This window comes from Pseudoduganella sp. UC29_106, assembly GCF_044055365.1.
In the GTDB taxonomy this organism is placed as follows: Bacteria; Pseudomonadota; Gammaproteobacteria; order Burkholderiales; family Burkholderiaceae_D; genus Rugamonas.
On sequence record NZ_CP171977.1, the window covers coordinates 5289545 to 5303077 of the forward strand.

Below are 13533 nucleotides of genomic sequence, written 5' to 3' on the forward strand. Positions count from 1 at the left end.
GATCCCCTCGCGTACGTTATCGAACACGCTGGCGGCCAGCAGCAGCTTTTCGCTGGCGGCTGCGCGCTCGATGGCGCCGCCGATCCAGCGGCCCAGCAGGGACATGAATTCCTCGTCGCCCTCATCGAAGGACCGCGCGAAAGGCTCGGCCGAACCAAAGCTCAGCACACCCCACGGCGCGCCCGCCACATCGATGCGTACGCCGATATAGGCGCACAGGCCGCCCTCCACGCAGCTGTGCAGAAGGCCGGGCGCCGCTGCCCGCGCGGCCAGCGGCGCCCCGTTGCGCATTGCGGCCGCGCAGCAACTGTCCCCCAGGGGACGCGGGATACCGGAGGCGGTGACGCCTGGCGGCAGGTGCGCCACCGGCACGCGCGCGCTCGCCGTCCACCCGCGCCAGCACGCCGACGGGCAGCCCAAGCAGGCGGGCGCCAATGGCCAGTGCCCCGTGCATCTGGTCGCCAAAACCCTGGAAGGCGATGGCAGAAATCTCGTTCATCGCGTGCAGGCTGGCCAGCTGACGCACGCCGCGCGCTTCACGGGCCTGGCTGCCGGCGCGCGCCAGCAGCACACCGTCCGGCAAGGCGCAGACCTGGCAGATGCGTTCGGAGGAATCAGGGCTGCGCAGGCGCAGTTCGGCGAGGAAGGGATGGCCGGCGGAAAGGTCGGCCGTCAGCGCGGCCCAGTCCTCGGCGGCAAAGCAGTGTTCGGCCTTCGGTCCGGCCAGCGCGGCGGCGGCGGGATTGGCGCTCACGGTACGCCACGCGGCGTCCAGCTGCCAGACGCCGATGGTGGAGTTCTGTGCATTCATGGGACGATTCTAGGCAGGCGAGGCACCCGTTTCCCATGATCCAGATCAATTATGCTCGGGAAAGGTCCGGCTCGGCCGCGAACAGCGCTTCCAGCCAGCGCGCGAAAACCTGCAGCTTGGGCGCGGCCATGCGGCCCTGCGGATACACCAGCGACACCGGCATCGGCGTGGGCGGCGTATCGGCCAGCACCTCGACCAGGGCGCCGCTGGCCAGATGCGGTCGCACCAGATAGGTGGCGATCTGCACCAGCCCCAGGCCCTGCAGCGCCAGCGTGGCATAACCATCGGCGTCGTTGGTGGCCAGCGTGCTGCGCACCTCGGCCCTGCGCACCACACCGTCCACCACGAAATCCCAGTCGAAGGGACGCCCGGTGCTGCCGGCAAAATGCAGGATCGCCTCGTGCCCGGCCAAGTCCTCCAGCGTGTGCGGCGTGCCGCGCGCCGCCAGGTAGGATGGTGCGGCGCAGGTCACGCTGCGCATGGTGCCGATCTGGCGGCCGATCAGGGACGAATCCTGCAGCTCGCCCACGCGCACGGCGCAATCAATCCCTTCGCGCACCACATCGACCACGCGCTCGCCCAGGCTGAGCACCAGTTCCACGTCCGGATAGGCGTGGCGGAATCCGTCCAGGCGCGGCAGCACCACGAAGCGCCCCACGGCGCCCGGCATCTCCACCCGCAGTCGGCCCTGCGGGCGCTCGATATCGCTGGCCCGGAATGGCGCCTCCGCCTCCTCTACCGCCGCCAGGATGGCCAGGCAATGACGGAAGTATTCGGCGCCGTCACTGGTCAGCGAGAGCGTGCGCGTGGTGCGCTGCAGGAGTTGGGTGCCCAGGTAGGCTTCCAGCTTCTGGATCGTGGCCGTGAGCGCGGCGCGCGGCAGGTCCAGCGTTTCGGCGGCCTTGGTGTAGCTGTTCGCTTCCACGATGCGGACGAAGGTTTGCATGGCTTTCAAGCGATCCATCTTTGCACCATTGTTCATATAAAATGAAAAGTATAGGGCACTTGTTGGATAATTATCTTTTTGCTGCCGTCGCCCAGAATGAACGCCATCCTTTCTTTCTGGAGCAAAAACGATGAAAAACGATATTTCTCGTGGCATGGTGGCCCTGCTGGCGGGCGCCTGTGGCCTGATCGTGGCCAGCCTGTATTACGCGCAAACCCTGGTCGGTCCCATCAGCGCCGCCACCGGCCTGTCGCCCGAAGCGGCAGGGCTGATCGTCACGCTGACCCAGGCCGGCTACGCGCTGGGCCTGCTGTTCGTGGTGCCGCTGGGCGATTTGCTGGAAAACCGCCGGCTGGTGTTCGGCGCCCTGCTGTTTGCCGCGGCGGCGCTGGCGGCCGCCGCGTCCAGCCACAATGCCTGGCAATTCCTGGCTGCCTCGCTGGCAATCGGACTCGGTTCGGTGGCCGCCCAGGTGCTGGTGCCGTTTGCCGCCCACCTGTCGCAGGAAGCCACGCGCGGCCAGACGGTGGGCAAGGTGGTGAGCGGGCTGCTGATGGGGATCATGCTGGCGCGTCCCGCGGCCAGCCTGATTGCGGACTACGCCAGCTGGCGCGTGGTATTCGGCGCCGCGGCCGTGCTGGTGGCCGCTCTCGCCTTCGTATTGCGCGCCAAGCTGCCGGAGCGCCTGCCGTCCGCGCCGCTGTCCTACGGCCGCCTGATCGGATCGCTGTGGCATCTGTTCCGCGACACGCCGGTGCTGCGCCGCCGCGCCGCCTACCACGCTGGCCTGTTCGGCGCCTTCAGCCTGTTCTGGACCGTGGTGCCGCTGGTGCTGGCCGGCGAGCACTTCCACCTGTCGCAAAGCGGCATCGCGTTGTTCGCGCTGGTAGGCATGGCAGGCGCTGTCGCCTCGCCGGTCGCCGGCAAGCTGGCGGACAAAGGCTACACCCTGCCCGCCACTGCGGCCGCGCTGCTGCTGGGGATTGCAGGATTCGCCCTGCCGCTGTGGGCGCCCGAATCGCGCCATGTGGCGCTGGGCATGCTGGTAGTGGCGTCCATCGTGCTGGACATGGGCGTGGCCGCCAACCTGGTGCTGGGCCAGCGCGCCATCTTCACGCTCGGCGCGGAAGTGCGCAGCCGCCTGAACGGCATTTACTTCGCGCTGTTCTTCGCAGGCGGCGCGGCCGGTTCGGCGGCCGGCGCCTGGATGCTGGCGACGCACGGCTGGCGCGCCGCCCTGTTGACGGGCATGGCCTTCCCGGCGCTCGCCCTGCTCTACTGGCTGGGCGAAGCGTTTGCCGCGAAGGCGGTGAAAGGCCGCGCCGTGGGCTTATCGCGCTGAGCCGGCGCCAAAGCTGCCGCCGTAGTCGGCCAGCTTGTCGCGCCACACGCTGCGGTAGGCCACCTGGTTCGGGTTGGCGCTGCCCGGCGTGACGATGAATTCGATCCACACGCGCGGTCCGTCGATTCGCAGGTAGGAATTCTGCGAAGACAGCGGCACCGCGCGCGAGTTCGGATTCGGCGCGAAATCAGCCGTGCCATTGGCGCCCGGCGCGAAACCCACATAGGTCTGCGACAGCGCCGTTTCATCCTCGTACACCGGGATCAGCGAGTTGGCGAGGTAGTCGCGCTGCGTGCGCACCCAGGCTTCGATCATCGCCTTCACATAAGCCTTCTGCGCGTCATTCAGGCTGCTGTATAGGGCACCGCGACCGCTGGTCGGATAGTTCAGCGAACCGAAGTTGGTATCGCCGGTCGCGCTGGCGCCCATCAGGATGTCGGTGAAAGTGCCGCCCAGGCGCGCCGCGGTGCCGGTGGTCGCGTCGTACTGCAGCGCATTGGCCAGGTTGTAGACGGCCTGGCGCTGGGTTTCCAGCGGCGCGTGCTGCACGCCGCCGGTGGTCCAGTCGGTCGGCTCGGCGCCGGCGAACATCGGCGTGGCGCTGTCATACAGGCCGTTGTAGGTGATGTTGTAGCTGATATTGTGGCCGCTGATCTGCAGCATCCACGGCGAATCGGTGACCGGCGTGCCCATGATGGACACCCAGTACAGGCCCGAGCCCCAGCCTGCATTCGGGTAAGCCGCATTCAGGATATCGTCTGCCGCGCGCACTTCGGACAGCAGCTTCGCGCCGCTCGCGCTCAGGGCGCCGGTGACCAGGTTATTCGCTGCCGTCAACTGGTCGGCCGTCAGCACACTGCCATCGAGGCGCAGGCCATGGCGCAAGCCGGCCTGGCCGGACCAGGCCAGGTTGTCGGTACGGGTGTAGGGAAAGAGCACCGTGTCGTTGGAGGTCGTGCTGGTCGCCACCGTCTTCTGCGCATCGGACAACGTGGACGTGAAGGCATTGGCCAGCGACACAGCCGGATAGCTCGCCACGTTCGGATTCAGGCTGGTGACGTTCAAGGTCACCGTATTGCTGGTCACGTTGCCTGCCGAATTGGTGACGGTGACGTAATAGGTGCTCTGGTCGGTCGCCACCGTGGCGCTGATCGTGTAGCTGGACGAGGTTGCGCCCGTGATGGCCGTGCCGGCCTTGTACCACTGGTAGGTCAGGTCCGTCCCCGTTGCCGTGACGGACAAGGTGGCGGCCGCCCCCAGCGCCACGGACACGGCGGAAGGCTGGACGGAAATGGTCGGTGCGGTGGTAGCGGTGGACGTCGTGCTCGAACCGCCGCCACCACAGGCGGTCAGCGTCGAGCAAACGAGGACCGCCGCCAGCGCAAGCGCGGGCGTATGGCGATTCAAGGCTGACTCCTTTTACTGGTAAGAACCCCAGTGTAGAAAGCCTGGCGCACGCCATGGGACGCCTTTACGCAACTTTACACCCTACCAACTTGCCGTTACACAACGCAACACCGTGAAAACTTTGCAATGTTCCCGCCGCCTGCCGGTGGACGCGCTAAGGTAAAATGGCAGGCTTCGGCCGCGCCGCGGCATTGCATTACCAATAACACCGAAATGACCACCCTGCCATCCGAAATCAACGCCGCCGCCGTCAAGAACAGCCCCGCAGAAAAAGTGACTCCCATGATGCAGCAGTACCTGCGCATCAAGGCCGACTATCCGACCATGCTCGTCTTCTACCGCATGGGCGACTTCTATGAGCTGTTCTTTGACGATGCCGAAAAGGCGTCGCGCGTGCTGGGTATTACGCTGACCGCGCGCGGCACGCAGAACGGCGTGCCGATCAAGATGGCGGGCGTGCCTTTCCATTCGCTGGACGGCTACCTGGCCAAGCTCGTGAAGCAAGGCGAATCCTGCGCGATCGCGGAACAGATTGGCGATCCGGCGCTGGCCAAGGGGCCGGTGGAGCGCAAGGTGGTGCGCGTGGTTACGCCAGGCACGCTGACGGACTCGGACCTGCTGCCGGAAAAATCCGAGCGTCCCCTGCTGGCGCTTTTCCAGATCAACAACCGCAAGAACCACACGATGGGCCTGGCCTGGCTGTCACTGGCTTCCGGCGCGCTGCGCCTGATGGAATTCTCGGGCGACCAGCGCCACGTGAACATCCGCCTGCAGCAGGAACTGGAGCGCATTGCGCCGGCCGAAATCCTGCGCGCCGATGGCGGCGACCTGTTCGACGACATCACCATCTGCCACGTCAACAATGTGCCCGAGTGGCACTTCGACGTGGTGCACGGTCACAAGGCCCTGCTTGACCAGCTGGCCGTAGTCACGCTGACCGGCTTCGGTGCGGAAGGCCTGGGCGCGGCCTTCGGCGCGGCGGGCGCGCTGCTGCGCTATGCCCAGGCCACGCAAGGACGCGGCCTGCAGCACGTGAAGTCGCTGACCTGCGAAACGGAAAACGAATACATCGGCCTCGATGCGGCAACACGCCGCAACCTGGAGCTGACCGAAACCATTCGCGGGCAGGAGTCCCCTACCCTGTTCTCGCTGCTGGACCACTGCCGCACGGCCATGGGTTCGCGCATGCTGCGCCACTGGCTGCACCATGCGAAGCGCGACCAGTCCGTGGCCCGCGCGCGCCATGATGCGATCGCGGCGCTGATGCAGAACGACACCACGGGTTCGCTGGGCTATCACCTGTCCCATGTGCCGGATATCGAGCGCATCACCACGCGCGTGGCCCTGCTGTCGGCCCGCCCGCGCGACCTGTCCGCCCTGCGCGACGGCCTGCAGCAACTGCCGAAACTGCAGCATGCGCTGCAACGCGCGGTGGACGCCGACAGCGCGGCCAGCCTGCTGTCGCAGCTGCACCAGCAACTGGCCACGCCGCAGGAGTGCGTGGACCTGCTGGTGCGCGCCATCATGGAAGAACCGGCGACGATGGTGCGCGACGGCGGCGTGATCGCCGGCGGCTACGATGCGGAGCTGGACGAGCTGCGCGGCCTGTCCGAAAACGCGGGCCAGTACCTGATGGACCTGGAAACGCGCGAGCGTGCGCGCACCGGCATCGCCAACCTGCGCGTCGAATACAACAAGGTGCACGGCTTCTATATCGAAGTCACCAACGGCCAGGCCGACAAGGTGCCGGACGATTACCGCCGCCGCCAGACGCTGAAGAACTGCGAGCGCTATATCACGCCGGAGCTGAAGGCGTTCGAGGACAAGGCCCTGTCTGCACAGGACCGCGCCCTGGCCCGCGAGAAGCTGCTGTACGACGAACTGCTGGCCGCACTGGCGCCGCATATCGGCACGCTGCAATCGATCGCCCAGGCCCTGTCCCAGGTGGACACGCTGACCGCCCTGGCCGAGCATGCGCTGCGCAACAACTGGTGCGCGCCGCAGCTGGTGGCCGAACCCTGCATCAATATCGTGGAAGGCCGCCATCCGGTGGTGGAGAACCAGATCGAGCGTTTCATCGCCAACGACTGCAAGTTGCTGTCCGAACGCCGCCTGCTGCTGATTACCGGTCCGAACATGGGCGGTAAATCGACCTTCATGCGCCAGGTTGCACTGATTACGCTGCTGGCCTATGTGGGCAGCTATGTGCCGGCGGCCAGCGCCACGATCGGCCCGATCGACCGCGTCTTCACCCGTATCGGCGCCACCGACGACCTGGCCGGTGGCCGTTCGACCTTCATGGTGGAGATGACGGAAGCGGCCACCATCCTGAACGGCGCCACCGAGCACTCGCTGGTGCTGATGGATGAAATCGGCCGCGGCACCTCGACCTTCGACGGCCTGGCGCTGGCCTGGGCTATCGCGCGCCACCTGATCGAATCGAGCCGCAGCTTCACCCTGTTCGCCACCCACTATTTTGAACTGACCCAGTTGCCGGAAGCGCATCCGACCGCCGCCAACGTGCACCTTTCTGCCGTCGAGCACAAGGATTCGATCGTCTTCCTGCACGCGGTGCAGAACGGCCCTGCGTCGCAAAGCTACGGCCTGCAGGTGGCGCAGCTGGCCGGCGTGCCGCAGCCGGTCATCAAGGCCGCGCGCAAGCACCTGGCGCGCCTGGAGGCGCAGGCGCTGGACGCCACGCCGCAGCTGGACCTGTTCGCGGCGCCGATCGCGGACGCCAACGATGATGAAGCGCACTCTGCGCCGGCAGCAGCGGCCGCCGATCCGCGCGCCGAAGAACTGCTGGCGGCGCTGGACGACATCGATCCCGATGCGATGACGCCGCGTGAAGCCCTGGACCGCCTGTATCAGCTGAAGCGCCTCGCCCAGCCATGATGCGCCGCGCCGCCACGCTGCTGCTGATCGGCGCGTCCCTGCTGGCTGCCCTGCCCGCGCAGGCGCGCTCCGGCAAGGAGCAGAAATCGCGCGACTTCAGCTTCGGTGTGATCGGCCACACGCTCGGCAACGACACGGGCGACGCGGACCTGAAGCGCGCCATCGCGGAAGCCAACCAGTCCGATCCCGCCTTTGTGCTGGCGACGGGCATCAAGTCCTATGCGGAAGCGTGCAGCGACCGCCTGTACGAGGAACGGCGCATGATGATGGACGCATCCGAGCGTCCGCTGATCCTGCTCACGGCCGGCAGCGACTGGACCGACTGCCGCAGCAGCGACGGCCGCTCCAGCGCCATCGAGCGCCTGAACCGCATCCGCGAGCTGTATTACACCGATAACGAGTCGCTGGGCATCAAGCACCTGTCCGTGAGCCGGCAATCGTCCATCCCCAAGTTCCGCAGCTATGCCGAGAACATGCACTGGGAACGCGACAAGGTGCTGTTCGCGACCATCAACCTGCCGGCCAAGAATAACCACTTCCGCATGGAGGCCGGCCGCAACAGCGAGTACGAGGACCGCATGGTCGCCAACCGCGCCTGGCTGCAGCGCCTGTTCACCTGGGCCAAGCGGCGCAAGCTGGATGCAATCGTGCTGGTGTCGGACGGCCGCATCGGCGCCCATATCGAGCAGGGCTTCTTCTCGCGCCTGGCGACCAGGAAGGACGGCTTCACGGAAACGCGCCCGCATCGTGCGCGGCTTGGCCGAGAAATTTCCCGGCAAGGTGCTGCTGATCGACAGCCAGAAAGCGGAAAACGGCAAGCCTGCCTCCATCGAATGGAGCGGCAATATCGGACATGTGGGATCGGCCGCTGAATGGGCCGAGATACGCGTGGCGCCAGGCAGCGCCACGTTGTTCACGCTAGCCGCACCATAACCGCACACACGCCGGTCATCGGGGCCGCGTAGGGCGGATCATTGATCCGCCGTGTATGCTCAGTGAATCGGGTGGCTACGGAACTGATCGCCCTCTTCACCCTCATCTTCATCATCGCCATGATGATGCCCATGTGCACCGTGCACGTGCTCATGCGCGATCTCATCTTCGGTGGCCGCGCGAACGTCAACAACCTTCAGGTCAAAGCGCAACGCCATACCCGCCAGCGGATGGTTGCCGTCCAGGACTACCTTGTCGTCGGCGATTTCAGTCACGGTGAAAATCATGGCTTCTTCCTCGCCGTCTTCGCCATCCGGCATGCCTTCGAATTGCATGCCCACTTCCAGCGGCTCCGGCAGACGGCTGCGCTCTTCCACCTTGATCAGGTTGGGGTCGTAATCGCCGAAGGCGTCTTCAGGTTCAATCTGGATCGTGTTGTGGTAGCCCACATCCTTGCCGTCCAGTTCTTCTTCAATTTTCGGCAGGGTGTTCTCATAGCCACCGTGCAGGTAGACCATGGGTTGGCGGCCATCCTCGATCAGATTATTCTGCGCGTCGGACAGTTTGTATTCCACCGTCACAACGGTATTCTTGTCGATCTTCATTTGGCTTCCTTTCAGTTTAGCTCGGGCAGATTATACCCCGTGCAGCCGCGGGCCGACGCCGGGCTATAATCTCGCCATGAAAAAACTACCTCTCCTCGGCAACATCACGCCGGCGCAATTCCTGCGCGATTACTGGCACAAGAAACCACTGCTGATCCGGCAGGCTGTCCCCGGCTTCAAGCCCCTGCTGCCCTTCGACAAGCTGGCCGAACTGGCCACCAAGGACTATGTCGAATCGCGCCTCGTCACGCTCGAAGCGGGCCAGTGGGATATGCAGCACGGACCGCTGCACAAACTGCCGCGACGCAGCCAGCGCGAATGGACGATGCTGGTGCAGGGCGTCAACCTGCAGGATGAGCGCGCGGACGAATTGCTGCGCCAGTTCCGCTTTGTTCCCGATGCGCGCCTGGACGATCTGATGGTCAGCTTCGCCACCGATGGCGGCGGCGTGGGCCCGCACTTCGATTCCTACGACGTGTTCCTGCTGCAAGCGGAGGGACAACGCAAATGGCGCATCAGCGCGCAGAAAGACCTGAGCCTGGTCGAAGGCTTGCCTCTGAAGATCCTGAGCAAGTTCAAGCCGACCGAGGAATTCATTCTCGAACCGGGCGACATGCTCTACCTGCCGCCGCACTATGCGCACGACGGCGTCGCCATCGGCGATTGCCAGACTTATTCGATCGGCTTCCGTTCGCCGTCCTACCAGGAGCTGGGCGAAGCCTTCCTGCAATTCATGTGCGACTCGATCGAGCTGCCGGGGCGCTATGCCGATCCGGAACTGGAGCCGACCAGCAAGCCGGCGGAGATTCCGAAGGCCATGCTGTCGCAGCTGGCGGACGAGCTGAACAAGGTGTCTTTCACGGAAGATGATTTCACGATCTTCCTGGGCGAGTACCTGTCCGAGCCGAAGCACAATGTCTTCTTCACGCCGCCGGAAAAACCGCTCACGGCCGGCAAGTTCACCCAGGCGGCGGCGAAGAAAGGCGTGGCCCTGTCGCGCAAGACGCAGATGCTGTATCGCGGCAAGAACGTGTTCATCAACGGCGAATCCTTCGCTGTCGGCAAGGCGGACAAGGTTGCGCTGGAATTGCTGGCGAATGAGCGCAAACTGGATGGTGAGGCGGTGGCGGCGGCGTCCGAGGATGTGGCCGAAGCGCTGTTCGCCTGGTACACGGACGGCTGGCTCGAATTGGGCAAATAAGGGGATCAAGCATGGAGAAGCAGCCTTTTGACAGCCGAACCCAGTTCGAGGCCCTGCTGCTGGATTGCTTCTCCCGTGCCCGGTTCACGCTGTGGATGTTCGACCCCGACTATGCCTGGTGGCGCCTGGGCCATTCCCAGACGGACATCGTGCTTCGCCAGTTCCTGCATGGCGGCGGCCGGCTGCGCCTGGTCGCCCACAGCAATCTGGCCTTGCAGCGCGATGCGCCGCGATTCCTGAAATTATTGCAAGATTATGGGCATTTGATTGAATGCCGCGCCACCAGCAAATCCCTCAAACAGCTGACAGACTCCTTCGTCGTCGCCGACGGCATTCACATCGTGCGCCGTTTTCATGCCGATCATTTCCGCGGTGAAGCAGATTTTAATGCGCCTTCGTCAACCCAAACGAGTCTGGAACGTTTTGAGGGGATCTGGGCCGAAACCATGCCGGGTCTGCAGGCAGACGTGACGGGGTTGTAGGCCGGAAGAATGTAAAATGCGTTTGGTTGAAAGGTAGACCGGATAGCCGGTAGATGCGCGCAAATCGAAGAAGTAAGGAAATATTGCGTTTTCGCAAAATACTTGCGTTTTCGACTGGTTTCACTATTGCGACGCACCAAAAAAGGCTATAATATTGGGTTAGGAAGTTTCCGTGTCTAGGGCACGAAACGCCCTAACGAGCGATAATTACCGGTAATTATTCATCGCAATAGTGTTCAATTTTTGTTGAAGAAATAAAGGAAAATTAAATGAAAAAATCCCTGCTGATCGCTTCCCTGCTGGCTGTGGCTCTGGCTGCTTGCTCCAAGAAAGAAGAAGCCGCTCCTGCAGCTCCAGTAGCAACCCCAGAAGCAGCTGCTCCTGCAGCCGCTCCTGCAGCTGACGCTGCTGCTCCTGCTGCCGCTCCAGCCGCTGACGCTGCTGCTGCTGCCGCTACCGCTGCTTCCGCAGCTGCTGAAGCCGCTTCCGCTGCTGCTTCCGCTGCATCGGCTGCCGCTTCCGCTGCCAAGTAATTCCCTCGCAGGGAGAAAAAACCGGCCCTCGCGGCCGGTTTTTTTTCGCCCCCGCCCTGGGGTCAGATCCGACATTCGGACACGAGCCCAGCGCTACCCCAGCTTTTCTCCTATGACGGGACGCTGCAACTTTTCGCGGCGCAGCTCGTCATAAAATTACTGAACCGCGCCCGCGGTTGCAATAGCTTTCAAGATGAATGTCCGAATGTCGGATCTGACCCCAGGGTGGCGAAAAAAAACCGGCCGCGAGGGCCGGTTTTTTGAGCATTACTTGAGCTGCTCGTACAGCAGATTGAGGATCTTGTCCGCCGTTGGCGACGTATCCGGCTTGTTCTCGTTGGTCCAGACGGAAACCTGGCTGGTGCTGGTCGAGTCCGCGCGCACGGAAATGCGGTAGCGCTGCGCGTCCTTGTCCTTGTCGGACGAGCCCCAGCTGAACAGGCGGCTGAAGAAGCCCTTGGTTTCGGCCGCGTCGGCCACGTAGCGGACGAAGTAGACGCCCTGTACGCGGTCGCGGTCTTCCACGGTGAAGCCGGCACGGTCCAGCGCCAGGCCCACACGACGCCACGAGCGGTCAAAGCCTTCGTCGGTTTGCACGAACTTGCCGGCGCCTTCGCCCTTGATGAAGGCGTGTTGCGGCTGGACGGCTGCATTGTCGACCGAGGTACGGGCGGTCGCTTCATCCTTCGAGCCGCCCAGCTTGGTCATCAGCTTGGCCAGGAACAGCGCTTCCAGGTTCGGATCGGTCGCGCGCGGCTGCCACTGCGTGGTTTCCTTCTGCGCACCGGTCACGACTTCTTCGGCGCCGCGGTGGCTGATGTAGATCTCGGTCGAGCCGTCGGCATTGCGCTCCAGGCGGGTGCGGTACTTGTCGCGCTCGCCGCTCGAATACATGCCATCGAACACCTTGCCGATCGTGCTGCGGATGAAGTCTTGCGGGATCTTGGCGCGGTTCTCGTTCCACTCGGTTTCCATGATGCCGGCAGTGGAGTTATCCAGCGCCAGCGTGAAGCCCGATTCTTCCCAGAAGGACTTCAGCTGCGGCCACAGCTGTTCCGGCGTCTGCTTGACCACCAGCCAGCGCTGGTTGCCGGCGCGTTCCACTTTCACGGCTGCCGTGCCGGTCGATGCCACGTCGTTGACGGCTGCGGTGGAACCGGCCAGCGTGCCGCGCTGGGCTGCGTAGCCCGAAGCGGTCGCCACGCCGCGGTCCGTGTTCGGCAGCGAATAGCGGTTGTCTTTCTGCAGCTGGGTCAGGTCCGGCGGCACGTCCAGCGTGCTGGCCTTCTTGGCGGACTTGTAATCCACCTTGCTGTCGCCAACAACCGACTGGATCATGCCGCAGCCGGACAGGCTCAGCACCAGGGCGCTGGCGACCAGCCCACGCGACGACGGGGAAAGGGAAGCGATCTTGCGAATAGTCATGTGTTCAGAGTGATTAGTTCAGCACACCGGATTCGCGCAGTGCGGCGCGAACGGTCTCGTGGAATTGCTCTGCCAGCGGTACCAGCGGCAGGCGGATGCCGGCCGGCATCTTGCCCATCTCAGCCAGGGCCCACTTCACCGGCACTGGATTCGGTTCCACGAACAGCTTTTGATGCAGGGGGAAGAGCTTGTTGTTTCAGCTCGATGGCGCGGGCGATATTGCCTTCCATCGCAGCCTTGCACAGTTCGGACATGGCGCGCGGCGCCACGTTGGCGGTCACCGAGATATTGCCCTTGCCGCCGGCCAGCATCAGGGCAACGGCGGTTGGATCGTCGCCCGAGTAGACGGCGAAGTCGGCTGGCGCCAGGCGCAGCAGGTCCAGGCCGCGGGCGATATTGCCGGTCGCATCCTTCACGCCGATGATGTTGTCGACCTCGGCCAGGCGCAGAATGGTTTCATTGGACATGTCCGCCACGGTACGGCCCGGCACGTTGTACAGGATCACCGGCAGGTCCACCGCTTCGGCGATGGCCTTGAAGTGCTGGTACATGCCTTCCTGGGTCGGGCGGTTGTAGTAAGGGACAACCTGCAGCGACGCCTGGGCGCCCGCGCTCTTGGCAAAGCGGGTCAGCTCGATGGCTTCCAGGGTGGAGTTGCCGCCGGAGCCGGCGATCACAGGGATGCGGCCTGCCACGCGGTCCACCGTGGCCTTGATCAGCGCGCAGTGCTCGGCCACGTTCACGGTGGCGGATTCACCAGTGGTGCCGACGATCACGATAGCGTCCGTGCCTTCGGCGATGTGCCAGTCGATCAGCGCGTTCAGGCCTGGGTAGTCCAGGCTGCCGTCAGCGTGCATCGGGGTGACGATTGCTACAATGCTGCCCTTAATCATAGGTAACCAATTGCAAAAAGAATTAAAACGACGATTGTAGACGATAGTCTGCAGATGTAG

11 protein-coding genes and 2 pseudogenes are annotated in these 13533 nt (G+C 64.2%); 7 read left to right on the plus strand and 6 right to left on the minus strand.

Going from position 1 to position 13533, the window contains the following annotated elements; genetic code table 11:
* Positions 1–129: 129 nt before the first annotated feature.
* Positions 130–372 (minus strand): annotated as a pseudogene (locus tag ACHMW6_RS26520) (hypothetical protein); the annotation flags it as partial.
* Positions 373–448: 76 nt separating this feature from the next.
* On the opposite strand from ACHMW6_RS26520, the gene ACHMW6_RS26525 reads away from it, so the two are divergent.
* Positions 449–850 (plus strand): hypothetical protein, encoded by a 402-nt coding sequence (locus tag ACHMW6_RS26525; protein WP_395401343.1) that lies wholly within the window; start codon positions 449–451, stop codon positions 848–850.
* A 10-nt stretch (positions 851–860) separates the two neighbouring features.
* Here the strand turns inward: ACHMW6_RS26525 and ACHMW6_RS26530 are convergent, their stop codons facing one another.
* Positions 861–1757 (minus strand): LysR family transcriptional regulator, encoded by an 897-nt coding sequence (locus ACHMW6_RS26530; protein WP_395401345.1) that lies wholly within the window; start codon positions 1755–1757, stop codon positions 861–863.
* A gap of 130 nt (positions 1758–1887) precedes the next feature.
* Between ACHMW6_RS26530 and ACHMW6_RS26535 the strand changes: the two genes are divergently transcribed.
* Complete coding sequence (locus tag ACHMW6_RS26535) at positions 1888–3099, plus strand: MFS transporter (protein WP_395401346.1); 1212 nt, start codon at positions 1888–1890, stop codon at positions 3097–3099.
* Here ACHMW6_RS26535 and ACHMW6_RS26540 read toward each other — a convergent pair.
* A complete protein-coding gene (locus tag ACHMW6_RS26540; RefSeq protein ID WP_395401348.1) occupies positions 3088–4506 on the minus strand; it encodes a DUF3500 domain-containing protein in 1419 nt (472 codons plus the stop codon). The two genes, ACHMW6_RS26535 and ACHMW6_RS26540, sit on opposite strands and share 12 nt — an antisense overlap.
* 213 nt (positions 4507–4719) lie before the next feature.
* On the opposite strand from ACHMW6_RS26540, the gene mutS reads away from it, so the two are divergent.
* Together mutS and ACHMW6_RS26550 are read left to right on the plus strand one after the other, a co-directional pair.
* Complete coding sequence (gene mutS, locus ACHMW6_RS26545) at positions 4720–7401, plus strand: DNA mismatch repair protein MutS (protein WP_395401350.1); 2682 nt, start codon at positions 4720–4722, stop codon at positions 7399–7401.
* Positions 7398–8273: a hypothetical protein gene (locus ACHMW6_RS26550; RefSeq protein ID WP_395401352.1), complete on the plus strand. Its 876-nt coding sequence runs from the start codon at positions 7398–7400 to the stop codon at positions 8271–8273. Before mutS ends, ACHMW6_RS26550 begins: the two co-directional genes overlap by 4 nt.
* 120 nt (positions 8274–8393) lie before the next feature.
* Here ACHMW6_RS26550 and ACHMW6_RS26555 read toward each other — a convergent pair whose 3' ends face one another.
* A complete protein-coding gene (locus ACHMW6_RS26555; RefSeq protein WP_395401354.1) occupies positions 8394–8939 on the minus strand; it encodes a peptidylprolyl isomerase in 546 nt (181 codons plus the stop codon).
* 76 nt (positions 8940–9015) lie between these two features.
* On the opposite strand from ACHMW6_RS26555, the gene ACHMW6_RS26560 reads away from it, so the two are divergent.
* The 3 genes from ACHMW6_RS26560 to ACHMW6_RS26570 all read left to right on the plus strand — a co-directional run bounded on the left by ACHMW6_RS26560 (position 9016) and on the right by ACHMW6_RS26570 (position 11155).
* Positions 9016–10140 (plus strand): JmjC domain-containing protein, encoded by a 1125-nt coding sequence (locus ACHMW6_RS26560; protein ID WP_395401356.1) that lies wholly within the window; start codon positions 9016–9018, stop codon positions 10138–10140.
* Between the two features lie 11 nt (positions 10141–10151).
* Entirely contained in the window at positions 10152–10622 is a 471-nt protein-coding gene (locus tag ACHMW6_RS26565; protein ID WP_395401358.1) for a hypothetical protein, read from the plus strand.
* A gap of 269 nt (positions 10623–10891) precedes the next feature.
* Positions 10892–11155, plus strand: coding sequence for a hypothetical protein (locus ACHMW6_RS26570; RefSeq protein ID WP_395401360.1), 264 nt, complete (start codon positions 10892–10894; stop codon positions 11153–11155).
* A 267-nt stretch (positions 11156–11422) separates the two neighbouring features.
* Here ACHMW6_RS26570 and bamC read toward each other — a convergent pair whose 3' ends face one another.
* Entirely contained in the window at positions 11423–12580 is a 1158-nt protein-coding gene (bamC, locus tag ACHMW6_RS26575; protein WP_395401362.1) for an outer membrane protein assembly factor BamC, read from the minus strand.
* Positions 12581–12593: 13 nt separating this feature from the next.
* Positions 12594–13473 (minus strand): annotated as a pseudogene (gene dapA, locus ACHMW6_RS26580) (4-hydroxy-tetrahydrodipicolinate synthase).
* Positions 13474–13533 lie beyond the last annotated feature (60 nt).